The sequence below is a fragment of the Hydrogenophaga sp. genome (assembly GCF_026125825.1).
In the GTDB taxonomy this organism is placed as follows: Bacteria; Pseudomonadota; Gammaproteobacteria; order Burkholderiales; family Burkholderiaceae_C; genus Hydrogenophaga.
The window spans coordinates 57708-82100 of sequence record NZ_JAHCKK010000003.1; the positions used below are offsets into that span (position 1 = coordinate 57708).

Annotated in this window: 24 protein-coding genes; 15 read left to right on the plus strand and 9 right to left on the minus strand. The window is 67.6% G+C overall.

The annotated features are described in order from the left end of the window. Positions 1-702, minus strand: coding sequence for a DUF4124 domain-containing protein (locus KIT86_RS02635; protein ID WP_297394803.1), 702 nt, complete (start codon positions 700-702; stop codon positions 1-3). Positions 703-715: 13 nt separating this feature from the next. Further along, the gene (pyrE, locus tag KIT86_RS02640) at positions 716-1432 is read right to left on the minus strand and encodes an orotate phosphoribosyltransferase (protein WP_297394805.1); all 717 of its coding nucleotides are present in this window, start codon (positions 1430-1432) and stop codon (positions 716-718) included. 10 nt (positions 1433-1442) lie between these two features. Here pyrE and KIT86_RS02645 point away from each other — a divergent pair, with 10 nt between their 5' ends. The 4 genes from KIT86_RS02645 to KIT86_RS02660 all read left to right on the plus strand — a co-directional run bounded on the left by KIT86_RS02645 (position 1443) and on the right by KIT86_RS02660 (position 5600). Further along, positions 1443-2234, plus strand: coding sequence for an exodeoxyribonuclease III (locus tag KIT86_RS02645; protein WP_297394807.1), 792 nt, complete (start codon positions 1443-1445; stop codon positions 2232-2234). Between the two features lie 273 nt (positions 2235-2507). Further along, a complete protein-coding gene (locus tag KIT86_RS02650; RefSeq protein WP_297394809.1) occupies positions 2508-3635 on the plus strand; it encodes an efflux RND transporter periplasmic adaptor subunit in 1128 nt (375 codons plus the stop codon). Between the two features lie 64 nt (positions 3636-3699). Continuing rightward, positions 3700-4869 (plus strand): FtsX-like permease family protein, encoded by a 1170-nt coding sequence (locus KIT86_RS02655; RefSeq protein WP_297394812.1) that lies wholly within the window; start codon positions 3700-3702, stop codon positions 4867-4869. After that, on the plus strand, positions 4866-5600 hold the full coding sequence (locus KIT86_RS02660; protein WP_297394815.1) for an ABC transporter ATP-binding protein: 735 nt from the start codon (positions 4866-4868) through the stop codon (positions 5598-5600). Before KIT86_RS02655 ends, KIT86_RS02660 begins: the two co-directional genes overlap by 4 nt. 59 nt (positions 5601-5659) lie before the next feature. Here the strand turns inward: KIT86_RS02660 and KIT86_RS02665 are convergent, their stop codons facing one another. The 6 genes from KIT86_RS02665 to KIT86_RS02690 are packed head-to-tail and all read right to left on the minus strand — an operon-like array spanning position 5660 to position 11152. After that, positions 5660-6961, minus strand: a complete 1302-nt coding sequence (locus KIT86_RS02665) for a TRAP transporter large permease subunit (RefSeq protein ID WP_297394817.1) — start codon at positions 6959-6961, stop codon at positions 5660-5662. A 9-nt stretch (positions 6962-6970) separates the two neighbouring features. Next, positions 6971-7480, minus strand: coding sequence for a TRAP transporter small permease (locus tag KIT86_RS02670; RefSeq protein ID WP_297394819.1), 510 nt, complete (start codon positions 7478-7480; stop codon positions 6971-6973). Positions 7481-7510: 30 nt separating this feature from the next. After that, positions 7511-8704: an MFS transporter gene (locus KIT86_RS02675; RefSeq protein ID WP_297394821.1), complete on the minus strand. Its 1194-nt coding sequence runs from the start codon at positions 8702-8704 to the stop codon at positions 7511-7513. A gap of 22 nt (positions 8705-8726) precedes the next feature. Beyond that, positions 8727-9779 (minus strand): TRAP transporter substrate-binding protein DctP, encoded by a 1053-nt coding sequence (gene dctP / locus KIT86_RS02680; protein WP_297394822.1) that lies wholly within the window; start codon positions 9777-9779, stop codon positions 8727-8729. A 22-nt stretch (positions 9780-9801) separates the two neighbouring features. Then, positions 9802-10581, minus strand: a complete 780-nt coding sequence (locus tag KIT86_RS02685; protein WP_297394823.1) for an alpha/beta hydrolase — start codon at positions 10579-10581, stop codon at positions 9802-9804. A 7-nt stretch (positions 10582-10588) separates the two neighbouring features. Next, a complete protein-coding gene (locus KIT86_RS02690) occupies positions 10589-11152 on the minus strand; it encodes a cupin domain-containing protein (RefSeq protein ID WP_297394825.1) in 564 nt (187 codons plus the stop codon). A 226-nt stretch (positions 11153-11378) separates the two neighbouring features. Here KIT86_RS02690 and KIT86_RS02695 point away from each other — a divergent pair, with 226 nt between their 5' ends. After that, positions 11379-12290: a LysR family transcriptional regulator gene (locus tag KIT86_RS02695; protein ID WP_297394827.1), complete on the plus strand. Its 912-nt coding sequence runs from the start codon at positions 11379-11381 to the stop codon at positions 12288-12290. Positions 12291-12729: 439 nt separating this feature from the next. On the opposite strand, the gene KIT86_RS02700 is transcribed toward KIT86_RS02695, so the two are convergent. Continuing rightward, positions 12730-14133 (minus strand): PLP-dependent aminotransferase family protein, encoded by a 1404-nt coding sequence (locus tag KIT86_RS02700; RefSeq protein ID WP_297394829.1) that lies wholly within the window; start codon positions 14131-14133, stop codon positions 12730-12732. Between the two features lie 175 nt (positions 14134-14308). Here KIT86_RS02700 and KIT86_RS02705 point away from each other — a divergent pair, with 175 nt between their 5' ends. From KIT86_RS02705 to KIT86_RS02750, 10 genes are all read left to right on the plus strand, one after another. Continuing rightward, complete coding sequence (locus KIT86_RS02705; RefSeq protein WP_297394830.1) at positions 14309-15592, plus strand: hydroxymethylglutaryl-CoA reductase, degradative; 1284 nt, start codon at positions 14309-14311, stop codon at positions 15590-15592. A gap of 70 nt (positions 15593-15662) precedes the next feature. Then, positions 15663-16964: an ABC transporter substrate-binding protein gene (locus KIT86_RS02710; RefSeq protein ID WP_297394832.1), complete on the plus strand. Its 1302-nt coding sequence runs from the start codon at positions 15663-15665 to the stop codon at positions 16962-16964. 24 nt (positions 16965-16988) lie between these two features. Further along, entirely contained in the window at positions 16989-17894 is a 906-nt protein-coding gene (locus KIT86_RS02715) for a branched-chain amino acid ABC transporter permease (RefSeq protein ID WP_297394840.1), read from the plus strand. After that, positions 17894-18844, plus strand: coding sequence for a branched-chain amino acid ABC transporter permease (locus KIT86_RS02720; RefSeq protein WP_297394841.1), 951 nt, complete (start codon positions 17894-17896; stop codon positions 18842-18844). The genes KIT86_RS02715 and KIT86_RS02720 overlap by 1 nt, the downstream gene beginning before the upstream one ends. A gap of 2 nt (positions 18845-18846) precedes the next feature. Beyond that, on the plus strand, positions 18847-19605 hold the full coding sequence (locus KIT86_RS02725; protein WP_297394843.1) for an ABC transporter ATP-binding protein: 759 nt from the start codon (positions 18847-18849) through the stop codon (positions 19603-19605). Further along, on the plus strand, positions 19602-20336 hold the full coding sequence (locus tag KIT86_RS02730; protein WP_297394845.1) for an ABC transporter ATP-binding protein: 735 nt from the start codon (positions 19602-19604) through the stop codon (positions 20334-20336). Before KIT86_RS02725 ends, KIT86_RS02730 begins: the two co-directional genes overlap by 4 nt. Next, complete coding sequence (locus KIT86_RS02735; RefSeq protein WP_297394847.1) at positions 20326-21555, plus strand: CoA transferase; 1230 nt, start codon at positions 20326-20328, stop codon at positions 21553-21555. The genes KIT86_RS02730 and KIT86_RS02735 overlap by 11 nt, the downstream gene beginning before the upstream one ends. A gap of 2 nt (positions 21556-21557) precedes the next feature. Next, positions 21558-22334, plus strand: a complete 777-nt coding sequence (locus KIT86_RS02740; protein WP_297394849.1) for an enoyl-CoA hydratase/isomerase family protein — start codon at positions 21558-21560, stop codon at positions 22332-22334. Continuing rightward, complete coding sequence (locus KIT86_RS02745) at positions 22331-23353, plus strand: ABC transporter permease (RefSeq protein ID WP_297394851.1); 1023 nt, start codon at positions 22331-22333, stop codon at positions 23351-23353. Before KIT86_RS02740 ends, KIT86_RS02745 begins: the two co-directional genes overlap by 4 nt. 43 nt (positions 23354-23396) lie before the next feature. Then, positions 23397-24374: a sugar ABC transporter substrate-binding protein gene (locus KIT86_RS02750; RefSeq protein ID WP_297394853.1), complete on the plus strand. Its 978-nt coding sequence runs from the start codon at positions 23397-23399 to the stop codon at positions 24372-24374. Positions 24375-24393 lie beyond the last annotated feature (19 nt).

Consider the following 24393-nt stretch of genomic DNA (forward strand, 5'->3'; position numbering starts at 1 on the left):
TCAGCGCCCGGCCGGTGCCGGGCCGCTGACGCCGGTGCGGCTGCCGCCTGCGGCCGTCCAGAGCTGGCGCAGCTTGGCCAGTTCTTCGTCGAATCGGGCGTTGAGGCGCTGCTTTTCCTGGACCTGCTCGTCCAGGAAGCGCTTCTGCACCAACACCTGCTTCTCGTTGTCTTCCAGCTTGCGCTTGAGCCAGTTGGGCGCCTTGTTGATGTCGCCCTGGTAGAACTCCAGCTCGACGTTGATCTCCTTGCGCTGCGCCGCCAGCGCGAGTTCGCGCTTGTTCACCGCGCCGATGACCTCGTCGATCTGCGCCAGGGCGTCGGCGCGCTCTTTGTCGTGCACCGCCTGGCTGGGATAGCGGATCATCAAGGCGCGTTCGCGCCGCTTTTCTTCCTGCAGGCGGGCGCGCTGTTCCTCTTCCTGCTTGCGCTGGGCGTCGATCCTCGCGCGCTCGTCGGCCGTGTAGCTGGGTGGCAGCGTCTTGCGCACGGTGCCGCTGTTGCCCAGCTGCTGCTGTTCGCGGTCCAGGCATTCGACGATGGGGCGGTCCCGGATGATGGTGTTGCCCTTGGCATCCTTGCAGGTGTACATGCCCGACTGCCCGTGAGCCATGTTCCACATGCCCCCGCCCAGCAGCAGCGCGCCGCCGAAAAGCCACAGGCGAGTGGGGAAAGCGGAAAGCGGGGGGCGGTGCAGGGTCATCGTGGAAGAAGGGTCAGGACACGCCGTAGCGTTGCCGGTAGGCCATCACACGCTCGCGGTGCGAATCGAACTCACCGCCGGAGCGGGCGGTCAGATAGTGCAGCAAATCGGCCAGCCTCGCAATCGTGCAGACCTGCATGCCCAGCTCGCGCTGGACATATTGCACGGCGCTGTAGTCCACGTCGCGCACCTGGCCGTCGGGACCGACCTCGGTGGCCTTTTCCTGGCGGTCCAGGGCGATGGCGATGGCATGTGGCGTGGCGCCGGCTGCGCGGATCAGCGCGATGGACTCGCGCGCTGCGGTGCCGGCGGACATCACGTCGTCCACGATCAGCACGCGGCCCTGGAGCGGTGCACCCACCAGGGTGCCACCTTCGCCATGGTCCTTGGCTTCCTTGCGGTTGTAGGCAAAAGGCACGTTGCGGCCCAGCCGGGCGAGTTCGATGGAGACGGCCGCGCCCAGGGGGATGCCCTTGTACGCGGGGCCGAAGATCATGTCGAACTCGATGCCGCTGGCCACGAGGGCTTTTGCATAGAATTGCGCGAGCCGGCCCAGCTTGGCGCCGTCGTCGAACAGACCGGCGTTGAAAAAGTAAGGGCTCATGCGCCCGGCCTTGGTCTTGAATTCACCAAAGCGCAGCACGCCGGCATCAACGCAAAACTGCACGAATTCCTGCGCGAGCGCAGCATCGGGCGCGCCGGCCTTCGCCGCGCCTGTATCCAACACCATGGAGACATCCTTGTTCAAACTGACCAGCCTCAACCTCAACGGCATCCGTTCCGCCACCACCAAGGGGCTGGAGAAATGGCTCGCCGCGCACCGGCCCGATTGTATTTGCGTGCAGGAGGTCAAGGCCCAGGCCGCCGATGTGAGTGGCCGCTTTGAAGAGATCGCTGGCCTCAAGGGGCATTTCCATTACGCGCAGAAGAAAGGTTACTCGGGCACGGCGGTGTACACCCGCCACGAACCGAGCGACGTGATCATGGGCTACGGCTCGCCCGAGTTCGACGCCGAGGGCCGCTTCACCGAATTGCGCTTCGACACGCCCCATCGCAAGCTCTCCATCCTGAGCGTCTATTTCCCCAGTGGATCGTCGGGCCCTGAGCGGCAGGAAGCCAAGTACCGCTTTCTCGACGGCTTCTACCCTCACCTGCAGGCGCTCAAGAGCGGGCGCGAGTTCATCCTGTGTGGGGATGTGAACATCGCGCACCAGCAGAAAGACCTGAAGAATTGGCGCAGCAACCAGAAGAACAGCGGCTTCCTGCCCGAGGAACGGGCCTGGATGACCAAGTTGCTCGACGAAGCAGGGCTGGTGGACGTCTACCGCCGGCTGCAGCCCGATGCCACCGACACCTGCTACACGTGGTGGAGCAACCGGGGCCAGGCCTACGCGAACAACGTGGGGTGGCGGCTGGACTACCACTTGGCGACGCCTGCCCTGGCTGCACTGGCGCGCACCGAGGCCATCTACAAGGCGGAGAAATTCTCCGACCATGCGCCATTGACGATCGACTACGACCTCGCCCTGTAGGGCGCCATCCAGCGCACGCCCTGACGTCGGTCCCTGTTCTGACGTTCCGATGGCTTGCGTGAACACGGCGCCCGCTCGCCAGGGACGGCCCAGCAGCGCATCTGCGGGTGGCAGAATGATTGCATGTCGCGACGTCACGCAGTCATTTTCGCGGCGCTTGTCGCCGTCTTTCTTGTGACTGCCATCGCCTGGTGGGCCACACGCGCACCTTTGGTGCCAGCGGTCAGCGCCCGCATGGCACCGCTGGTGCGGACCCTTCAATTTTCCGCCCGCGTGGCGACCGCTTCCCGGGTCGAGGTGGGCAGCACGCTCACCGGGCGTGTGTCGCAGGTCGATGTGGTCGAGGGCGCACAGGTCAAGTCGGGCGCTGTGCTCGTGCGCCTGAAGAGCGACGAGTTGCAGGCCGCGTTGGCGCAAAGCCGTGCCAGCGAAAGCCAGGCCGCTGCGCGGCTTGCGGGCCTGCGCAGCACAGGGCGCAACGCGGTACAGGCCAGCGTCATGCAGGCAGAGTCCGTGCTGGTGGCCGCGCAGGCCGAACTGCGGCGCACACTCGATCTTGTCGCCCAGGGGTTCGTGAGCGAATCGCGTCTGGATGAGGCACGCCGTGGCGTGGCGGTGGCGCAGGCCCAACGGGAAGCCGCACTGGCGCAGCGTGCGGCAGTGGACGATTCGGGGACCGACGTCGTCCAGGCCCAGGCGCAGCTGGACCTGGCGATCGCCGCCCGAAAGGCCGCAGAGGCCAGGCTGGGCGAGGCCGTGATCACCGCGCCAGCCGATGCACACGTGCTCTCTCGCCTGGTCGAGCCTGGTCAGATCGTGCAGCCTGGTCGTGCGCTGCTGGTCTTGGCGCTGGCGGGACCGCTTCAGCTGGTGGCGCAGGTGGATGAGCGCTACCTGGGCCAGCTGCAGCCGGGGCAGGAGGCCAGCGTGCTGGCCGACGCCTACCCGTCGCAGCGCTTCAAGGCCCGTGTGCTGTCCATCGCGCCGCTGGTGGATGCGCAGCGCGGCGCGATCGAGGTCAAGTTCCTGGTGCCGCAGCCGGTGCCGGCGTTCTTGCGCGAGGACATGACCCTGTCGGTGGAGGTGGAGACAGCGCGCCGTGAGCGCGCGCTGGTGCTGCCCGCCGATGCGCTGCGGCGTGATGCCAGCAGCGACAACAGCGTCTGGCTCGTGCATGACGGGCGTGTCCAGGCGCGCCCGGTGCGCGTGGGGTTGCGCACCCTGGAGTCGGTTGAGATTCTCGAGGGCCTGAGCGAGGGCGAGCTCGTGCTGGTCGGCGCGGCGACGCCTGTGCCAGGGCGGCGCGTGCGCGCTGACACCCGGGCGCCTGCACGGGGCGTGGTCAACAAAGGCACGCAGGACAGCGCAGGGGCCGCGATGACCCATGCGATGGGTCGCTGAAGACAGGCCGGTGATGCTTGGATTCGAGACCCACGTTGCGACGCGGTTTCTGCGCGAAGGGCGCATGCAGACCCTGCTGATCATCGTTGGCGTGGCAGCGGGCGTCGCGGTGGTGGCCTACATCTCTGCGCTCATCACCGGGTTGCAGCGCAACACCATTGAAAAGACCCTGGGCTCGCAGGCCCACGTGACCGTGAGCTCGCGCGAGGATGTGGTGCTGGCCGCGCGCGAGCCCGCCGGCGGCGGCACCCGCGAACTGGTGCAGACGCAGCCGCGCGCGCAGCGGCCGCGTGCCATCGGCAACTGGCAGGAACTGGTGCCCCTGCTGGAAGCCATGCCGCAGGTGACTGCAGTCTCGCCCATGGTGTCGGCAGCGGGGTTGGCCGAGCGCGGGGAGGCGTCCAGGTCGATCGCGCTGGTGGGCGTGGACCTGGACCGCTACGACCGCATCGTGGGCCTGCGCAGCAAAGTGGTCGAAGGGAGCGCGCGGCTCGGGCCTGGCGAGGGCATCCTGGGCCGGGACCTCGCCGACGACCTCGGCGTGCGCGTCGGTGACCGCGTGGGCATCGTCACCGGCGGCGTCAGCGACTCGCTGCGCGTCACGGCGCTGGTGGACATGGGTGTGCGCGATGTGAACCGGCGCACGGTGATCGTGCCCCTGCGCACCGCTCAAAGCCTGGTCGGCCTGCCCGGCGGTGCGACCAGCCTCGACGTTACCCTGGACGACATCTGGGCGGCCCAGGCGGTGTCAGACGACCTTGCTGCGCGTTGGCCCCACAAGGTCGAGAGCTGGCAACAGGCGAATGCCCAACTGGTGTCGGCGCTGAATGCGCAGTCGGTGAGCACGGCGGTGATTCGAGGCGTGGTGATGATCGTGGTGGTGTTGGGCATCGCCAGCGTGCTGGTCGTGTCGGTGGTGCAGAAGCAGCGCGAGATCGGCATCCTGCGCGCCATGGGCGCCACCCGGGGCCAGGTGCTGCGCGTTTTCCTGCTGCAGGGCGCCATCGTCGGCGCGCTGGGTTCGGCGGTTGGCGTGTTGCTGGCGGTGGCGCTGATCTGGGCCTTCACGCACTTCGTGCGCGGCTCCGATGGTTTGCCGCTGTTCAACATCAGCCTTGAACCCATGCTGGCCCTCCAGGTGGCTGCCAGCGCCACCGTGTGTGGCGTGCTCGCGGCGGTGGCGCCGGCGCGGCGCGCCGCCCGGCTGGATCCGGCACAGGCCATCCGTCTATGAGCGCACCGCCATCTCCCCCACCATCGGCCCGTCTGCTGGAGCTTGACGGTGTGCGCAAGAGTTACAACAGGGGGCTGCCCAACGAGACCGAAGTGCTGCACGGCCTGTCGTTCAACATCGCGCGGGGCGAGTTTGTGGCCTTGATCGGCCCGTCGGGCTCGGGCAAGAGCACGTTGTTGAACATTCTGGGCTTGCTGGAGCGGATGAGCGCCGGCAGCTACCGCATCGAAGGCGAGGAGATGGCCGGGCTGGACGACGAGGCACTCACGCGGCGGCGCAGGTCCTCGCTGGGCTTTGTGTTCCAGTTCCACCATCTGCTGCCGGCGTTCACTGCACTCGAGAACGTGACCCTGCCTGCGATGTTGCGCGAGGGGCGCGTGACCCCCGCGCAGAGAGAGAGTGCGCGGGCCGTGCTCGCCGCCGTCGGCCTGGCGTCAGCCATGGGCAAGCGCCCGGGCGAGTTGTCTGGCGGTATGGCGCAGCGTGTGGCGATCGCACGCGCATTGGTGCTTGAGCCCCCGCTCGTGCTGGCAGACGAGCCCACCGGCAATCTGGACACGGCGTCGTCCGACGAGGTCTTCACCCTGATGCGGCGGATGCACATCGAACTCCATACCTCGTTTCTGGTGGTGACCCACGACCCACGCCTGGCGGCGCGCTGTGACCGCGTCCTCGAGCTCGTGGATGGGCGGCTTGTTCATGACGGGCCGCCTGCCGCCATGGGTGACTAAGACGAGCCACACGCAACCCGGTGCGCGGCCCGGGATTCCAACCGCGCGCCTGCGCTCGCTTAGATGTGCGACGGCAGCCAGGTCGCCAGTGGCGGCCACGCGTAGATCAGCCAGGCCAGCAACAGGATCAGGATCCAGTACGGCACCGAGCCCATGAAGATCTCGCTGACCTTGATGTTGCGGTCGGGGATGGCGGCCTTCACCACGAAGACGCCGATGCCAAAGGGCGGCGTGAGCACGCCAGCTTCGATCACCAGGATACCGATCAGCGCGAACACGATCGGGTCGATGCCCAGCGCCATGGCGACGGGCCAGAAGATCGGCACCGTGAGCAGCATGATGGAGATGCTGTCGATCATCGCCCCCAGGATGAACCACACCGCCACCATGAACAGCAGCGTGCCACCGGTGCCCAGGCCCATGGACTCCATCAGGCCTTGCACTTCCTGAGGGATGCCGTTGAGCGCGATGAGCTTGCTGTAGATCGTGGCGGTCAGCAGCAAGAGCATGATGGGCGTGACCGTGCGCCCGGCCTCCACGAAGGCATTGAACACCCCACGCCAGCGCATGCCCTTGGCCCAGGCCAGGATGGCTGAGCCGACCAGGCCGATCGCGCTGCCTTCGGTGGGCGTGAAATAGCCGAACCAGATGCCGCCGAGCGTGACGGCGATCAGCAGCCCCACGCCGAGCGATCCGCCGATCTGGGCGCTGGTGAGCGCCGCGCGCTCTTCGTTGGCCAGCTCCGGCGCGGCCGAGGGTTTGAGCTTGGCGTAGACCATGCAGTACACGGCGTACATGAAGGCCAGCAGCAGGCCGGGAAACACGCCGGCCGCGAACAGCTTGCCCACCGATTGCTCGGTGAGGATGGCCCAGACGATCATGAAGACGGAGGGCGGGATCAGCAGGCCCAGCACCGAGCTGCCGGCGATGCAGCCGGTGGCGAAGCTGCGGCTGTAGCGCGCCTCGCGCATCGCAGGGTAGGCCACGTGGCTGAAGGCGGCGGCGGCGGCCACGCCCACGCCGGTCACGGCGGCGAACACCGCGTTGCCGCCGACCGTGGCCACCGCCAGGCGGCCGGGCACGCCGCGCAAGCCCCGGTTGACCACGTTGAAGAGGTCGCTGGCTGCGCCGCAGTGCGCGATCAGCATGCCCATCACGGTGAAGCAGGGGATGACGACGAAGTTGTATTCCTTGATGCCCGAGAGCGCTGACTGCTGCAGCAGGTTGATCACGGGGTCGATGCCGCCGAGCGCGAAATACAGCCCCAGCGAGGCGGCAGCGGCGAAGGCAAAGACAATGGGCACGCCCACGACGACAAGGGCGAGCAGCGCGATCAGGCCGCTCCACATTTCGAAAGACATGTTGGGTTCCTATTCCGGCAGTTGTTCTTCTTCGCGCGCGCCCATGCGGCCGCACACGCCCTCGGCGACGAAGCCCAGGCACACCAGGGCGGCGATCACCCACAGCACGATGGAGCCAAAGCGCAAAGGCCAGGCGGGGATGCGGAAAGCGTCGTTACCGAAGAACTCGCCGCTGTGCCATCCCGCGAGCGAGGGCTCCCAGGAGGCGATCACGATCGCGATGAAGAACGCCGCGCCCAGCAGGTAGGTGAAGGCGTTGAGCTGGCTGCGCACCGCAGGGGGCAGGCGGTCCAGGAAGAAGGTGACGCGCAGCAACTTGCGTTCGCGGATGACGTAGGGCGCCTGCATGAAGGTCAGCAGCACCAGGCCCACGGCCGCGAGCTCGGCGGTGCCCGCGAAGGGCTTGTTGAACAGCAGGCGACCCGCCACGTCGTAGCAGATCACCAGGGTCAGAATGCCCAGCACAGCGGCGCCGGCCACATGGAGCCCCAGCAAGGCTCGGTCGGTCCAGGTTTTCATGGAGTTTCCTTTACAGCTTCATTCATCTTGTCATGTCGGGTCGACGGCCGGGCGGGCGCGGTGGGCGGCCAACAGGGCGAGCACGCCAAGGCCCACCATCACCAACGCGACGCCCGCGGTTCTTTGTGTCGCGGTACCGGGCCACAGCGCGGCACCACCGCTCACCGCCGCCCCGACCGCCATCTGCAGCATGCCGGTGAAGGCCGCTGCCATGCCGGCGCGCGTGGGCAGCGCTTGCATCACCACGCTCAGCGCCGAGGGGAAAATCACGCCGTGGCCGGTGGAATAGACCAGCATGCCAGCGATCCACGCCAGCGGTGAGGGCCACACCACACACCCCGCGATCACCAGCACGCCCAGCGCCGCCAGCGCACCACCCCGGTGGCACAGCGCGAGGCCGCCGAGCCGGCGCGATTGCCGCATGGCCCAGAGGCTGCCGGCCAGAAAGCCGAGGTAGGTGCCGCCCAGCACCGCGGCGATTTCGCGCCCGTCCAGTCCCACCGATTCGCGCAGCGCCGCAGGGCCATGCGCGATCAGCAGAAAGAACACCGAACTGATGGCCGCGAAGCCCAGCGCCACCCAGCGTGGCGCGGCATGGCGCCAGAGCACGGGCAGGGTGTCCCAACCTGGCAGGGTGGTCCCGGCCGGTCGCGTTTCCACGTGCCGCCAGAGCGCCACGGCGCCACCCAGCGCGATCAGCACCGGCACCACGCCCAGCGCCGTGCGCCAGCCGCCCCCCTGCACCAGCAGCCACCACCCGAGCAGTGGCGCCACGGCGGGCATGAGGGCGAAGGCCACAGAGACAATGGCCATGCCCCGCTGCAGCGCCGCGCCGTGGCACAGATCGCGCAAGGTGGCGCGCGGCACCACCAGCACCACGCTCAGCCCCAGTCCGGTGAGGAAACGGCCGGCCAGCAGCGTGGCGCCATGGCCGGCCAACGCCGCCAACAGGCCGCCACCCAGGCCGAGCAGCAGGCCGGCGAGCAAGGTGCGGCGGCGCCCCCAGCGGTCGGCACCGATGCCGGCCAGGGGCTGACCCATGGCCAGGCCCAGCACGTAGAGCGCGATCGCGGCCTGTCCCTGCCAGGCCGTCAGCCCGAGGTCCTCGCGCAAGGCCGCGTCCAGCGGCACCAGCACATTGAGCCCCAGGGGTGGCAGGCAGGCAATGGCGGTCAGCCAGATCAACCATGACCGGATGGGTGGGGGGGACTCGACGGCGGTCACCGTGGCGCAGCCAGGGTGCCGCTCAGAGCGGGTAGTCGATCGGGAACTTGTAGCCGGCTTCGTTCAGGAAGCGCACGTAGGTCTTGAGCACCTCGGTGGCGGGCTGGCCCTTGCCATCGAGTTCCTTCGCGGCCTTGCCCGGCAGGTCCTTGAGCAACTCGGCCCAGCGCTTCTTCTCGGCATCGGGCAGGGTGTTCACCTTGACGCCTGCGGCCTTGGCGCGCGTTTCCACCTCGATGTCGCGCTGCTTGCTGATCTCGGCCACCCGCATGGACGACTCCTCGGCCACTTCGTCGATGATGGCGACCACTTCCTTGGGCAGCTTGGCTCGCGTGTCCAGGTTCATGAAGGCCACCAGCGTGCTCAGCGAACCGAAGCCGGTCTTGTTGAAGACCTTGGCCACTTCCTGCAGCTTGAATGCCTCCAGGCCGGAGATGTAGAACAGGCTGCCGTCGGCCAGGCCGTTCTGGATCGCCTGGTAGTGCTCGCCGATGCCCAGCGTGACGGGCACCGCCCCCAGCGGGATGAACAGCGGCGCGTTGGTCCCCGCCAGCGCGATGCGCTTGCCCTTGAGCTCGGCCACGCTGTTCCAGTCGAACTTGGTCGTCACGCCATAGGCCTCGGAGGTCATGGCGCCCAGCACGTGGCTGTTGTAGGGCTTCATGCTGGCTTGCAGGGCCGGCACTTCCTTGATCATGCGGTTGGACACCTTCTGCTGCAGCACCGGGTCGGGCGAGGTGAAGGGCACGTAGGCGCTGTAGTTCAGCAGGCCGGCGCGCGATTGCTCGAAGCCAATGGGCGACAGGCCGATGTCCAGCGTGCCTTTCTGCACCGCCTCGATCACGCCATCGACCTTGGCCACGCTGCCGCCCCAGGCCTTGATGAAGCGGATGTCGTGGCCGGTTTTCTCCTTCACGCGCTTCGTGACTTCGGTGGCGAAGTAGGTGTCGTACACGCCCACGTAGGTCAGGCCGGTGGGGTGGCCGCCACCCATGCGCAGCGTGAAGCTGGCGGCGCTGGCGCCGCAGACGGTCGCGGCCAGGGCGGTGAGGGTGAGCAGTTGTTTGAATTTCATTCTTGTCTCCTTGTTCTGAGGGTTACATGGGGTTCGTGAGCAGGTCTTCGTAGGCTTGTGGGTTCAGCACGTGAGGATAGTGGCCACCGGTGGGCAGGCTCACATGGCGCGCCCCCGGGTATTGCTGTCGCAAACGCTCGCGCACATGGGGCGGAATCAAGGGGTCGTCGTCGCAGTCGAGCACCGTGATGGCCGCGTCCGGCAAAGGCAGGGGTGGGCAGGCCTTGGAACGTACCACGCCCAGGAAGCGGGCCTGCAGGTTGAGCGGCGACTGCCGCTGCGCGAGCATGATCTCCTGCAACTGCTGCAGCGGCGCGGTGGGCGTGGCGCGCACGCGCGTGAGCCACTCGTTGTGAAGGTCCTGCGCGCTGATGCCCTCCACGAATGCCCGGTCGAACATCGGGTTGGCGGCCAGATCGGTGCCGTCCACGAAACCATTGCCCAGCACCAGAGAGGTCACGTTGCCGGGATGCCGCAGACCGTAGAACTGCAGCCAATAGGCGGAGAACGAGGAGCTCACCACGCGCCCGGGCGGCAGCCCCAGGTGCTTGACGACGGCGGCCAGTCCGTCGGCCAGTTGCGCCGGGTCGGACAGCGCGGGGTAGGTCACTGCGATCAGGCGCAGGCGCTGACCCAGCGAGAGCAAGGTGCGCACGAACATCGCGCCGTCGCCCACCGAGCCCGGCAGCAGGATGGTGGCGGGCCCCGGGGCCTGCGTGTCCAGCCAGCGCCACTCGTGGCCATCGACCGTCAGCGAGTGCCAGTCGTGGCGCGCCTCGAGCTGCGCCAGCAGCTCGCGCATCGTGGGCTCAGAAGTTGCCGTTGGCATCGACGTAGCCCTTGGCTTTGAGTTCTTCCATGGCTTCGGGCGAGAACTCGGCCTGCGGCGTGTTGCCGCCGATCACGAACAGCAGCCAGTGCGTGTTGTTGGGCTCTTCGAAGGTGATGTTCTCGAAGCGGCGCTGCACGCCCGCGGGGAACGAGATCACGTCGCGCGGGCCGAGCTCGAAGGCCTCCACGCGGCCATCGACCTCCCACGAGCAGCGCCAGCGGCCGGTCAGCGGCATGAAGGTCTCGTTGGTGTCGTGGTTGTGCATCATCGGGCCCTTGCCGGGCGAGGTTTCGCACATGCCCAGGTTGAAGCCTTCGTTGATCTTGATGGCGGCGTTCTCGGCCGAGTTCGCGCCCACGGGCGAGTGCATGTCCGGGTCGCCTTCGGGGGGCTGGAAACCGATCACGTTGTAGAGCTTGCGCACGGCGCTGGGGTAGCGGCTGTCGGGCAGGCCGCCGTCGGAGCCCTTGAGTTCGCTGAACAGGGCGACGCGCTTGCGCATTTCTTCGCGGGTGACACGGATGGTGGGGATCTTGCCCATGGTGGCTCCTGGGGATGAAGTTGACGTGGAGGCGCCTGCGGCGCGCACGTCGTTGAACAACGCGGGTCATCTGCTGGTGTCTCCGATGCCCGCTCGTGAAAGTGCGGATTAAAGACGCAGCCCGGCCTGGGGGCAATTGCGCTCGTCGATAGCCGTTATCGGTCTTTCGATGGGCACAATGGCGGGGGAGACCAGGGCCGGCAAGAGCCCCACAACAAGGATGCCCATGCGACTGCGCAACGCCGACCTGAACCTGCTCGTGGCCTTCGATGCCCTGATGCGCGAATGCCACGTGACGCGCGCGGCCAACCTGCTGGACATCAGCCAGTCGTCCATGAGCCTGGCCCTGGCCAAGCTGCGCGTGCTGTTCCACGACCCGCTGCTCATCAAATCAGGCAACGCACTCATACCGACCGTTCGCGCGCGCGAACTCATTCTGCATGTGGAACAGGTGCTGCGCAGTGTGGACGTGCTGATCCACGAGCAGGCGCCATTCGATCCCGCGCATGCCAGCCAGGTCATCACCATGATCGTGGTCGACTACATCGACTTCGTGGTCATGCCCACGCTGATGGCGGCGCTGGAGCGTGAGGCGCCGGACGTCTCGCTGCGCCTCATCAACCCCAACCCGCGCCGGCTCGGGGAGATCATGAGCCGGGGCGATATCGACCTGGCGCTGTCCTACTTCCCCACGCCGCCGGAGAACATCCGGACGCGCCCGCTGTTCACCGACCGCCTGGTGGGCATCGCGCGCACCGGGCACCCGATGTTTGAACGCCCGCTGTCGCTGGAGCGCTTCTGCGAGTACGGCCACGTCGCGATCGAGCCGGGCGAGGGCGCCACCATGTACAACGCACTGGTGGACGATGCGCTGCACAACGTGGGCATGCAGCGCCGTGTGGTGCTGTCCAAGCCGACCTTTCTGGGCGTTCCCTTCGTGATCGCGCAGACCGACCTGATCGCCACCCTGCCAGAGCGACTGGTGCAGCGCTTCACCGACATCGCGCCGGTGCGCATCTTCGAGCCGCCCTTGCAGCTCGAGCGCCTCAACGTCGTGCTCATGTGGCACGACCGAACGCACAACAACCCGTTGCACCGGTGGGTGCGCGATCTGGTGGCCAAGCTGTTTGCGCGCTGAGGCGGGCCTTCATCGGTGCTGCGCCGCCAAGACGAACGCATGAAGCTTTTGCACCCGATCACGAGCGTGTGGTGGCGAGCCCCTCCCCACCACGCGACAGGGCGGCGATGAACCACGACGATGGCACTGGGCTACCCTGGTCATGGGAGGTTGACCGACTGCGTTCGTGACGCGCTTCCTGAGACCTGGAAGGCTTTGGTTGGGCGGACTGGTCGTCCCAGGTATCGCGAGGGATGGGTCTTCGAGAGACACCACGGCTGCTGCGGCTATCCAGCGAACGCATGGCGGACGGCGCACGCCATTGAGGACCAATGCGGAAGGATGGCACAAAGGCGGCATGGCCGGCGCACGTTTGGGGCAGACGCCGATGCCGTATCGGGCCTTTGGTCCGAGGCAGAGACGCCCCCGCGCGCGTCCAGGGCGCCCGATGGGCAAGGGCTCAGGGTCCCGGGTGGGACTTTCGAGGGCGGTATTGAAGCATCGACCTCGCAAACTTGGGGTCGACCACATAGCCCACGTTGTAGCGACTCCATGCGCTGACGTGCCTTGCATCAATCCCGAAAAAGGCGCCCGGGGCGAGGGCCACCTTGTCTTTCAACAGGTTCTTTGCAAGTGCCAGGGAATCGGGTGCCCACGGAAACTCCGCCCACAGGTAGAGGGTGTGCGACGGGGAGCAGAAGAGGTTGGCGCCCAGCCCCGTCAGCACCTTGGCGGCATGCCGCGTGGCGCGCTCGACCTGCTGTTGCAGCTGCACCAGCTGCCGGGGATGCTCGGGCGCGCGAAGCACCGCATCCACGGTGCGCTCGGCGTACTCCGAAGTGCTGACATGTACCAGCATCTTCACGTCCGCGAGGCGCTCGGCGAGGCCGGCGTCGGCGGCAATGAAGCCGACCCGCAGCGCAGCCGCCACGGACTTGGTGAAGCTGCCGATGTAGACGGTGCGGCGCAGCTGGTCCAGGCTGCTCAGGCGCGACACCGCCGTCGGCTTGAGATCGGCCACTGCGTCGTTCTCGACGATGGTCACGCCGTGTTTCTCCGCCACCTGCAGCAGGCGGAACGCCTTGGCCGGTGAGATGTCGGAGCCGGTCGGGTTCTGGCCGACCGACTGCGTGAAGAAAACCTTGGCCTTGGTGGTTGCCACCAGTCGCTCGAAAGTCGCGACGTCGGGCCCGTCGGCCTCGCGCGGCACGCCGACCACGGTGGTGCCGTGCAGGCGCAGCTTGCCGTAGAGCGGGTAGTAGCCGGGCTCGTCCACGAGGGCGATATCGCCCGGGCGCATCAGGCAGCGCACCACGATGTCCAGTGCCTCGTTCGCGCCGAAGGTCAGCACGATCTGGTTGGCGCGCGCCTGGATGCTGTAGCCCGCGAGCTTGCGCTCCAGCAGGTCGCGCAGGGGACGGTAGCCGTACGGGTTGCCGTACTGGAACATCGATTCCAGCGCCACGCGCGAGACTCTCTGCTGGATGCGCTCGAGCCGGTTGTCGGCCAGCCACTGTCCCGGTGGAATGCCGTGGCCCACGGCGAGGTGCTGCGGGTCGTTGTTGAGTTGCTCGCGCATCATCCAGACCGAGTCCAGCGCGCGGTCCAGCGAGCTCGGCTCGTCCTCTGCCGGCGGCTCTGCGGATCGCTGGCTGACGTAGTAGCCCGAGCCGCGCCGCGCCTCCACATGGCCGCTGGCGATGAGCCGCTCGTAGGCGTCGACGATGGTGTTCTTCGAGAAGCCGTACTGCGCCACAAGGCGGCGGATCGAGGGAAGCCGCTCGCCGATCGCGCAGGTTCCCTCGGTGATCTGCTGGCGCAAGTCGCTGGCCACCTGGTCCGCATTCGAGAGAGTGGGTTGCATTGGTGTTTTCCCTGCTCTGCATGTCCCTGCCCCTGAGCTTCCTGAGGGCATCTGGTCGCCAGAATTGTCCTGAGACAGTTTTAAAAGTGTCTGCTCAAACTGTACCTATTTGGAGCCAGACGGTTTGCTTATAGTCGGCGCCACTGTATCCCAATTGCTTCAGGATTTCACGCCCATGCCGATCGATTCGACCCTTCCCGGTTTCCGTTCCCTGACGCCGTCGCAACGGCTGGAGGTCATTGCCCAGAAGGCCGGCCTGACGCCGGCCGAAATGGCTTCCATCCACACGCCCGGTGCGCTGCCGCTGGGCACGGCGGACGGGATGATCGAAAACGTGATCGGGACCTACGAGCTGCCGCTGGCGGTGGCGGGCTACTTCCAGCTCAATGGCAAGGACGTGCTCGTGCCCATGGTGGTCGAGGAGCCTTCGGTGGTGGCGGCAGCTTCCTTCATGGCCAAACTGGTGCGCGAAGGGGGTGGCTTCCAGACCTCCAGCTCGGGACCCTTGATGCGAGCGCAGGTGCAGGTGATCGGCGTGTCCGATCCGCTGGGCGCGCGCCAGGCCATCCTGCGCCACCGCCAGGAAATCATCGAGATCGCCAACAGCCGCGACAAGGTGCTCATCGGCCTGGGCGGCGGCTGCCGCGACGTCGAGGTCCACGTGTTTCCCGACACGCCGCGCGGCCCCATGGTGGTGGCCCACCTGATCGTCGACGTGCGCGACGCGATGGGCGCGAACACGGTGAACACCATGGCCGAAGCGGTGGCCGGCCGCATCGAGCAGATCACGGGCGGTTCGGTGCGCCTGCGCATCCTGTCCAACCTGGCCGACCTGCGCGTGGCGCGTGCCAGCCTGCGGGTTTCAGCGTCCACGCTGGCGAGCCGGGACTTCGCGGGCGAGCGGGTGGTGGACGGCATTCTCGACGCCTACACCTTCGCGGCGGTGGACCCCTACCGCGCGGCGACCCACAACAAGGGCATCATGAATGGCATCGATCCCGTGGTCGTGGCCACGGGCAACGACTGGCGGGCGGTGGAGGCGGGCGCGCACGCCTACGCCTGCCGCAGCGGTCGCTACACCTCGCTGACCTGCTGGGAGCGCGCCAACAACGGCGACCTGGTCGGCTCGATCGAATTGCCGATGCCGGTGGGCCTGGTCGGTGGCGCCACCAAGACACACCCGCTGGCGCGCCTGGCGCTCAAGGTCATGAACGTGGCCAGCGCGGAAGAACTGGGCGAGGTGATCGCGGCCGTCGGGCTGGCCCAGAACATGGCCGCCATGCGCGCGCTGGCCACCGAGGGCATCCAGCGCGGCCACATGGCCCTGCACGCCCGCAACATCGCACTCGCCGCAGGCGCCACGGGCGAGGAAATCGACTGGGTGGCACAGCGCCTGGCGGCCGCCCGCGACGTTCGCATGGATCTCGCGGTCGAACTTCTCGCCGAAAAGCGGCGCTGACGCGCCGAACGCCGGGGCCGCCCAGCGGCTGTCCCCGCCTGGATTTCAACAAGCACAAGGAGACATCGGAATGAAACGTTTCACCAGATTCCTCACGGCAGGCATCAGCCTGCTGGCGTTGGCGAGCGCGTCCTTCGCGCAGAGCGCCAAACCGGCCGAGCTCAAGCTCGGCATGAGCACCTTCATGACCGGCCCGGCCTCGGTGCTGGGCACGCCGGCGAAGATCGCGGCCGACATGTGGATCGAGGACTTCAACGCGGCCGGTGGCATCGATGGCGTCAAGCTCAAGCCGACCTGGATCGACGAAGGCCAGGGCGCGGACAAGTTCCTCTCCGAATACCGCCGCCTGGCGCAGGAACCCGGCGAGAAGCTGATGCTCTCGGCGATCTCCAGCGGCTACTGCAATGCGCTGGCCCCGGTGGCGGAGGACCTCAAGGTCATCAACATCCTGTGGGAGTGTTCCACCGAGAAAGTGCTCGAGGAGCGCCGCTACAAGTACGTGTTCCGCACCGGCCCCAACGCCACCATGGAGATGGTCGCGGCCGTGCTGCACCTGCTCAAAGTCAAGCCAGACTTCAAGACCATCGCGGTGGTGAACCAGGACTACGCGTGGGGCCGAGACTCCTGGGAGATCTTCCGCCACACGCTCGCCGCGCTGCGGCCGGACGTCAAGGTCGTGGCCGAGATGTTCCCCAAGTTCGGCGCGCCCGACTTCTCCACCGAGGTCACGCGCCTGCAGGCCCTCAGGCCTGACGTGGTGCTCACCACGGCCTGGGGCGGTGACCTCGACACCTTCCTGCGCCAGGCCTCCCAGCGCGGCCTGCTCAAGACCTCGCAGTTCGTGCTGCCGTTGGCCGATTCGTCCCTGGAGCGGCTGGGCAACGCCGTGCCTCCAGGCGTCATCGTCGGCTTCGTGGGCGACGGCTACTTTGCCGATCCCGAGTTCCAGAACGACCCCGAGGCCAAGGCCTTCGTCCAGCGCTTCAAGGCGCGCACAGGGGCCTATCCCAACTTCGCCGTCTACCACATGATCCAGGCGCTGAAGGCAGCCACCAGTGCTTACCGCCAGGCCATCGCCGCCAACAAGGGCCAGTGGCCCAGCACCGAGCAGGTCGTGACGGCACTGCAGAAGCTGGAGTACCGGGGCCTGTCGCGCCCGATTCGCCTGCGCGAGGATGGGCAGGCCCTGCAGGGCCAGCTGTATGGCGTCACCCGCAACGACCCGGCTTACCCCTTCCCCGTCGTGGGCGAGCTCTTCTATTACCCGGCCGAGATCGCCACCGCACCCGTGGGCCAGAAATCGGTCGACTGGGTCAAGACGCTCAAGCCGTCGCTGATCGACCACCCGCAGATCAAGCGCGTGGGTCGCTGAGGAACGGGCGCTGCCGCACTGTCGATGAACCTGAATCTGTTTCTGCTGGCCGTGGTGGATGGACTCTCCTACGCGGGATTGCTGTTCCTCATTTCCCTGGGCCTGACCCTGATCTGCGGCGTCTTCGGCGTGATCAACGTGGCGCACGGCAGCCTGTACGCCATCGGTGGCTACAGCGCCGCGAGCCTGGTCGCCTGGCTCATGCCGCACGCGCCGCCCACGTGGATGCTGGTGGCTGCGCTCTTCGTGTCATCGATCGTGGTCGGTGCGGCGCTCGGCGCCTTGCTCGAGCGCGGCCTGCTGCGGCATTTCCAGGACCGCGATCCTGTGCTGCAGCTGCTCGTGACCTTCGGCGCCTTCATGGTGCTGGAGGATGTGCAGCGCATGGTCTGGGGTGCTACGCCGGTGAACTCGGGAGAGATCGCCTCGCGCCTGGGCACTTCGGAGCTGCTGGGCGTCACCTTCATGAACTACCAGCTGGTGCTGGTGCCGTCGGTGGCGCTGCTGGCCTACGGGGGGCTGCAATTCCTGCTGCGCCACTCGGTGGCGGGCAAGCAGATCGTGGCCATCATCCACCACCGCGAGGTGGCCACGGCGCTGGGCATCAACGCGGCGCGCGTTGGCACGCTCACCTTTGCGCTGGCGGGCATGCTGGGCGCGCTGGGCGGCGCGCTGTCGGTGCCCATGACCTCGTTCGTGCCGGGCCTGGGGGCCGAGATGATCGTCACCTCGTTCGCCGTGATCGCCACCGCAGGCCTGGGCCAGATCACCGGTGCCCTGGTGGCGGCCGTGCTGATCGGCCTGGCCCGCTCGATGGCGGTCTACACCCTGCCCGAGCTCGAGGTCGTGATGCCCTATCTCATGATGGTGCTGGTGCTGCTGATCCGGCCCAACGGCCTGTTCACGGTCGCGGCGGCGCGGAGGATCTGATGAGGCTGCCCGGTTTTTCCCTTCTGCTGGCCCTGGCGGCCGCCGGTCTGCTGATCCTCGGTGTCGCGCTGCCCTGGCTGCGTGTGCCGGTGATCACGTTCCTGAGCTACGGCATGGCGGCCCTGGGCCTGACCGTGCTGATGCGCGCTGGCCAGGTCTCGTTCGGCCATGCCATGTACGCCGCCATCGGCGGTTATGCGGTGGCCTTTGCCGCGCGCGCGCACCCCTCGGTGGACGCGGCGTTCATTGTGCTCGGTGGCGTGCTGGCCAGCGTGCTGGCTGGCACGCTGGCCGCCGCCTTCCTGTCGCGCTATCGCGGCATCTTCTTCGGCATGCTCAACCTGGGCATCTCGATGGTGCTGTTCGCCCTGGCCGGCAAGCTCTACCACTGGACCGGTGGCACCGACGGGCTGCGCTTCGAGCGCCCGCCGATCCTCGGCATGGCGCTGGACCGCGGCACCTTCGAGCTCACTGTGATGGTGCTGGCGCTGGGCCTGGCGATCGCCGTGGCCTGGCTGGTGCAGCGCTATTTCGCCTCCGCCGCCGGCCAGATGATGGCGGCCATCAAGACCAACGAAACGCGTCTGGAGTACATCGGCGTATCGGCTCGCCGCTCGCTGGCCGAGGGTTATGTCATCTCGTCGGCCCTGGTCGGGCTTTCCGGCTCTCTGATGGCGCTGGTGCAGGGCCTGGTCACGCCGGAGAGCGGCTACTGGATCCGCTCGGGCGAGTACGTGTTCATCGCCATCCTGGGCGGCGCGGGCCATGCGCTGGGCGCCTTCCTGGGAGCCGGCGTGTTCGAGGTCATCAAGCTCGTGGCCGCCGCTTACTTCACCAACGCCTGGCAGATCCTGCTGGGCAGCACCCTCATCGCCGTGATCTTCTTTGCTCCGCGCGGCCTGATGGGATGGATCCAGCGCGATCGCGCGCAACGGGAGCGCAAGGAATGAGGATGAACGCCCCTTCTGGCGAGGCCCTGCTGCGCACCACGGCCCTGACGTTGAAATTCGGCGGTGTCACGGCGGCCGATGGCATCGACTTCGAGCTGCAGCGCGGTGAACGGCTCGCCGTGATCGGCGCCAACGGCGCGGGCAAGACCACCTTCATCAACATCTGCACCGGCTACCTCAAGCCCTCCAGCGGCCGGGTCTACTTTGGCGGCGCCGACGTCACCGCGATGGGCCCGCGCCGCATCGCGCAGCTGGGCGTGGGGCGTTCGTTCCAGCTGCCCCAGCTGTTTCTTGAGCACACCGTGCGGGAATGCCTGCAGTTGGCCAGCGCCGCTCGCCAGGGCCGGCTCTCGCGCTTCGCACCCTTGTCGGTCACGGCGGACCAGCGCGCGGTGGCGGCGATGCTCGAGCTGGTCGAACTCGGCCCCTTCGCCGCCGATCCCGTGACCGTGTTGCCCGAAGGGCATCGCAAACTGCTGGATGTGGCAATCGCGCTGATGCTGCAGCCGCAGCTGGTGATCATGGACGAGCCCACCAGCGGTGTGGCCTCGGAGGACAAACACGCCGTCATGGCAACCATCATGCGGGCCCTGCAGGAGCGCGAGGTCACGGCCTGGTTCGTGGAGCACGACGTCGACATCGTGCTGCAGTACGCCACCCGCGTGGCGGCGTGGATCGATGGCCGCATTGCCGCCGACGGCGCGCCGAAGGCTGTTTTTGCCGATCCCGTCATCCGGCGCGAAGTTCTGGGGGAAAGATGAAACTTGCGATCGAATCGCTGAGCGTCGACCTGGCGGGCCATGCGGTGCTGCGGGGCGTGAACGTGGCCCTGGAAGCCGGGCAGACCGTGGCCGTCGTCGGGCGCAATGGTGCCGGCAAGACCACGCTGCTGCGCGCGATCATGGGGCTGGTCCGGCCCCGTTCCGGGCGCCTGCTGCTCGATGGCGTGGACATGGCAGCGCAGCCCGCGCACCAGCGCGCGACCCTGGGCTTCGGCTATGCGCCGGAAGACCGCGTGATTCTGCCGACCCTGACCGTCAGGGAGAACGTGACGCTGCCCTGCGACGTGCTGCGGGTGTCGCCCAGCGAGATCGGCCGGCGCATCGAGAACGTGCTCGCGGTGGTGCCCCAGCTCGAACCGTTGCTCTCGCGCTCCGGCGCGGCGCTCTCCGGCGGGCAGGGAAAGATCGTCGCTCTGGCGCGCGCGCTCATGGTCGGCACGCGTTTCGTGCTGCTGGACGAGCCGTTCCAGGGCCTGGCGCCGGCGCTGGCGCGCCAGTACGGCGACGCGCTCAGGGCGCTTCGCGGCACGCGACCCGAACTGTGCGTGGTGGTGACGGAGTCGAACGCTGCGCTGCTGGAGGGGGTGCAGAGCCGCACGCTGAACATCGAGCGCGGCAGCGTGTCCCTGCTTCACCCCGACGGTGTCGGCCCGCTGCACGCGACCGCGCTGACCCGAGATTCAAACGGAGAGTTTTCCCATGGCACCTGACCTGAACGCCCTGCCCACCCGCGAGGGGCCGCTGAAAGGGGTGATCGTCCTGGACCTCACCCGCGTGGTGGCCGGGCCCTACTGCACGATGATGCTGGCCGACCTGGGGGCCACGGTCATCAAGATCGAGAATCCCCATGACCCCGACTACGTGCGGACCTTTCCCCCCATGGTGCGCGCTGGCGACGAGGAGCGCAGCGGCTTCTTCGCCCAGTACAACCGGCACAAGTTCGGCATCACGCTCGATCTGAAGGCGCCCGAGGGCCGCGAGCTGTTCCTCCGGTTGGTCGAGCGCGCCGACATCCTGGTCGAGAACTTCCGGCCCGGCACCATGCACAAGCTGGGCTTGGGTTTCGAGGCGCTGCATGCGGTGAACCCGCGCATGGTGTTCACCGCCATCAGCGGTTTCGGCCAGACCGGTCCCCACGCCTCGCGGCCGGCGTTCGACAACAGCGCGCAGGCCGCAGGCGGCCTGTGGTCCATGAACGGCGCACCCGGCGAGCCGATGCGGGTGGGCACCATCATCGGCGACCTCGCCGCTTCGCTGTACGCGGCCTTCGGCACGCTGGCCGCACTGCGCCAGGCCGAGGCCCAGGGCCTGGGTCAGCTGGTCGACGTCTCGCAGCAGGACTCGGTGTTCACGCTGACCGAGAATGCGGTGGTGAACTACACGGCTGCAGGCAAGGTGGCGGAGCCACTGGGCAATGACCATCCCTTCGTGCGACCCTACGGGCGGTACGCCTGCCGGGACGGTCACGTGTTCTTCGGCGCCTACACCGACAAGTTCTGGCAGGAAGCCTGCCGCGCGTTCGGTCACCCAGAGCTCGCGGCCGATCCGGAAATCGACTCGATGGAAAAACGTTTTGCGCCCGACGTGTATGAGCGGCGCGTGCGGCCGATCGTGAATGGCTGGTGCGCCAGCCGCACCAAGCAGGAACTCGAAGAGCTGGCGGCCGACCGCTTTCCCATGACACCCATCAAGGACATCGCCGAGGTGGTGGCCGATCCGCACATGGCCGCGCGAGGCATGATCCGGCCGGTGGACTATGGGGCGACGCAGGCGCAGGTGTTCGGCTCGGCGGTCCATCTGTCGGCGATGGCGCCTCAGGAAGGCGCGAGGGTTCCCCTGGTCGGCGAGCACAACGAACTGGTGTACGCGCAGTGGATGGCACTGGAGTCCGGCCACATCGACCGGTTGCGCGCGCAAGGCGTGATCTGACCATGGGCATTGCCTACGACACCATCGACGCGACCGCCGTGATCCGGTTCGACCGGCCGGCCAAGCTCAATGCGCTCACCCTGGCGATGTACGACGACCTGGGCCGCGCGTTCGCGCAGGCGGGGCAGGACGATGCGGTGCGGGTGATCGTGCTCACCGGCGCAGGCGAGCGCGCCTTCTGCGTCGGCGCCGATCTCACCGAATCCATTCCGGCGCTGGCGCGCAACGAGATCGACATCTCGGCCTGGGACGCAGCCCACCTCAAGCACGTGCACATCGACAAGCCCATCATCGGTGCCATCAACGGGCTGTGCATGGGCGGCGGCTTCGAGATCATGCTGGCGACGGACATCCGCATCGCGGCCCACACGGCGCAGTTCAGCCTGCCCGAGGTGTCGCTGGGCATCGTGCCCGCCGGCGGCACGCTGGCCCGGCTCACGCGCCAGGTCGGCCACGCGCACGCCATGGAACTGCTGTTGACCGCCGGGCGTTTTTCTGCTGCCGACCTGCTGCGCATGGGTGTGCTCAACCAGGTGGTCGCGCCCGGTGAACTGATGCCCACCACGCTCGGGCTGGCCGAGCGCATCTCGCGCCTGAGCGCCAGCGCCCTGGCCGTGACCAAGCAGGCCGTGCGCGAACTGGCGGACCTGCCCCTGGACAGCGCGTTCCGGCGAGAAGCCGTGCTGGGCCAGGCCGCCTTCACCAGCAGCGACGCCCGGCGGGGGCTGGCCGCCTTCGCGCGCGGCGAGCGCGTCGACTACCGCACGCCACCACCATGAACCGTACTTCTTCATCACCCCCCGGCCGCGCCGCCATCGGCTGGCGCCGCCTCCAGCACGGGTTCACGCAGGAGCGCATCGTCTTGAGCCTGGCGGTCGCGCTGTTCGCGCTGTTCGCGGCTTTCCTGCCGGGCTTTGCGACGCAGGACAACATCCTCTCGCTGGTGCGCAGCGTCTCCGTGCTGGGGATCCTGGGGCTGGCCATGGCGCTGGTGGTGATCGGTCGCGGCATCGATCTGTCGCTGGTGGCGACGATGGCGATCTCGGTCGCCTGGACGCTGGCGCTGGCCGGCAGTGGCATGCCCATGGGCCAGGCCATCGCCTATGGCCTGCTCTTGGCCATCGGTGTCGGCCTCGTCAACGGGGTGCTGATCGCCTATGCCGACATCCCGGCGCTGTTCTCCACGCTGGCCATGGGAACCTTCATTTATGGCCTGGGGCGGTTGAAGCTGATTCCCTCCGACGTGGTGCCCGCGCCCGAGGACGTTCTCTGGTTTACGCGGATCGGCCAGGGCGAACTGCTGGGCGTACCGATGCCGGTTTGGCTGTTCCTGGCGGTGGCACTGGCGGGCCACGTGTTTCTGCGGCACACCCGCGCCGGACGTTTTGTGTACGCCTTGGGTGACAACCACCTGGCTGCGCGCATCACCGGCATTCCCGTGCGGCCCATGGTGGTGCTGCAGTACGGCGTGGCCTCGCTGATCGGTTGCATCGGCGGGCTGGTCACGGCCGCCTCGGTCTCGGGCATGAACACGCGCATCGTCAATTCCACCCTGATCTACGACGTGATCCTGGTGGTCGTGCTGGGTGGCATCGGCTTGAGCGGCGGCAAGGGCGGTGTGCGCAACGTGATCATCGGCACCCTGCTGATCGGGGTGCTGCTCAACGGCATGACCATCATGAACGTGCAATACACGGTGCAGAACGTCGTGAAGAGTTCGATCCTGCTGGCTGCCCTGATCTTTGACAGCCTGCTCAACCCGCGCGACGAGCAGACGGCCCAGCAGGGCGACATCTGAAGGCTCGCGCGCCGTCCTGTTCCAACCCGAAGGAGACATCACCATGAAACGACAGATCACCATCCGCCTGTTGCTTGCCCTGGGGCTCGGTGCCGCAGTGGCCACCGCCGCGTTGGCGCAGGAATCTCCCCTCAAGGGCAAGACGGTGGCCTTCGTGCCCACCTCGCTCGGCTATGACCTCACCGACGGCTGGAACGCGATGGCGGGCAAACAGCTGCAGGCGCTGGGGGCGAAATGGGTGGTGCGCGACCCCAACTGGAGCACCGACGCAGGCGCCCAGGCAATCACCTCGCTGATCTCCGAGAAGCCCGATGTGCTGCTGGTGCAGAACCCGGATATCCAGTCCTATGCCCGCCTGCTCAAGCGCGCGGAGGACGCGGGCATCGCGGTGGTGCAGGTCAACATGCGCTCCGCCGCCAACACCAGCGCCTTCGTGGGGGCCGACTGGGTCGGTATCGGCGAGGCCATGGCCAACGCTGTGGTCGCCCAGTGCGGCAAGGGCAGCGGCAAATCGGGCAAGGTGAGCATCGTGCAAGGCGTGCTGACGGCGGCGGCGAGCACGTTCCAGATGAAGGGTGTGCAGAACGTGCTGTCCAAGCACCCCGAGATCAAGGTGGTGTCGAACCAGGCGGCCGACTGGGATGCGTCCAAGGCGCGGGCGGTCACCGATACCGTGCTGCGCCAGCACGCCGACCTGTGCGGTGTGATTGGCTTCTGGGACGGCCACGACACCGGTACCGCCGCCGCCATCCGCGAAGCCAAGCGGCAGGGCCAGGTGTTCCTGGTGACCAACGGCGGCGCGGCCATGACGGGTTGCAGCAATGTGGCCAACGGCAACTTCAGCGCCTACATGACCTACAACGTGAAGCAGCAGTCGGACGACCTCGTCGCCGTCACGCGCGACCTGCTGACCAAGCCGCGGCCTGCCGCAATGGTCTCGCGCATCACCCCCATCACCGTGATCGACAAGGCTTCGCTGCGCCCCGATTCCTGCTGGAACCTGGCCGACGTCCGAAAGTAAGGGCAGGGGACAGGACGGG

Excerpts from the sequence above, each read along its gene's own strand:
- KIT86_RS02635 (WP_297394803.1), bottom strand. The coding sequence starts at position 702 with ATGACCCTGCACCGCCCCCCGCTTTCCGCTTTCCCCACTCGCCTGTGG.
- pyrE (WP_297394805.1), bottom strand. The coding sequence starts at position 1,432 with ATGGTGTTGGATACAGGCGCGGCGAAGGCCGGCGCGCCCGATGCTGCG.
- KIT86_RS02655 (WP_297394812.1), top strand. The coding sequence starts at position 3,700 with ATGCAGACCCTGCTGATCATCGTTGGCGTGGCAGCGGGCGTCGCGGTG.
- KIT86_RS02660 (WP_297394815.1), top strand. The coding sequence starts at position 4,866 with ATGAGCGCACCGCCATCTCCCCCACCATCGGCCCGTCTGCTGGAGCTT.
- KIT86_RS02665 (WP_297394817.1), bottom strand. The coding sequence starts at position 6,961 with ATGTCTTTCGAAATGTGGAGCGGCCTGATCGCGCTGCTCGCCCTTGTC.
- KIT86_RS02670 (WP_297394819.1), bottom strand. The coding sequence starts at position 7,480 with ATGAAAACCTGGACCGACCGAGCCTTGCTGGGGCTCCATGTGGCCGGC.
- dctP (WP_297394822.1), bottom strand. The coding sequence starts at position 9,779 with ATGAAATTCAAACAACTGCTCACCCTCACCGCCCTGGCCGCGACCGTC.
- KIT86_RS02685 (WP_297394823.1), bottom strand. The coding sequence starts at position 10,581 with ATGCGCGAGCTGCTGGCGCAGCTCGAGGCGCGCCACGACTGGCACTCG.
- KIT86_RS02690 (WP_297394825.1), bottom strand. The coding sequence starts at position 11,152 with ATGGGCAAGATCCCCACCATCCGTGTCACCCGCGAAGAAATGCGCAAG.
- KIT86_RS02695 (WP_297394827.1), top strand. The coding sequence starts at position 11,379 with ATGCGACTGCGCAACGCCGACCTGAACCTGCTCGTGGCCTTCGATGCC.
- KIT86_RS02700 (WP_297394829.1), bottom strand. The coding sequence starts at position 14,133 with ATGCAACCCACTCTCTCGAATGCGGACCAGGTGGCCAGCGACTTGCGC.
- KIT86_RS02705 (WP_297394830.1), top strand. The coding sequence starts at position 14,309 with ATGCCGATCGATTCGACCCTTCCCGGTTTCCGTTCCCTGACGCCGTCG.
- KIT86_RS02710 (WP_297394832.1), top strand. The coding sequence starts at position 15,663 with ATGAAACGTTTCACCAGATTCCTCACGGCAGGCATCAGCCTGCTGGCG.
- KIT86_RS02715 (WP_297394840.1), top strand. The coding sequence starts at position 16,989 with ATGAACCTGAATCTGTTTCTGCTGGCCGTGGTGGATGGACTCTCCTAC.
- KIT86_RS02720 (WP_297394841.1), top strand. The coding sequence starts at position 17,894 with ATGAGGCTGCCCGGTTTTTCCCTTCTGCTGGCCCTGGCGGCCGCCGGT.
- KIT86_RS02725 (WP_297394843.1), top strand. The coding sequence starts at position 18,847 with ATGAACGCCCCTTCTGGCGAGGCCCTGCTGCGCACCACGGCCCTGACG.
- KIT86_RS02730 (WP_297394845.1), top strand. The coding sequence starts at position 19,602 with ATGAAACTTGCGATCGAATCGCTGAGCGTCGACCTGGCGGGCCATGCG.
- KIT86_RS02735 (WP_297394847.1), top strand. The coding sequence starts at position 20,326 with ATGGCACCTGACCTGAACGCCCTGCCCACCCGCGAGGGGCCGCTGAAA.
- KIT86_RS02740 (WP_297394849.1), top strand. The coding sequence starts at position 21,558 with ATGGGCATTGCCTACGACACCATCGACGCGACCGCCGTGATCCGGTTC.
- KIT86_RS02745 (WP_297394851.1), top strand. The coding sequence starts at position 22,331 with ATGAACCGTACTTCTTCATCACCCCCCGGCCGCGCCGCCATCGGCTGG.
- KIT86_RS02750 (WP_297394853.1), top strand. The coding sequence starts at position 23,397 with ATGAAACGACAGATCACCATCCGCCTGTTGCTTGCCCTGGGGCTCGGT.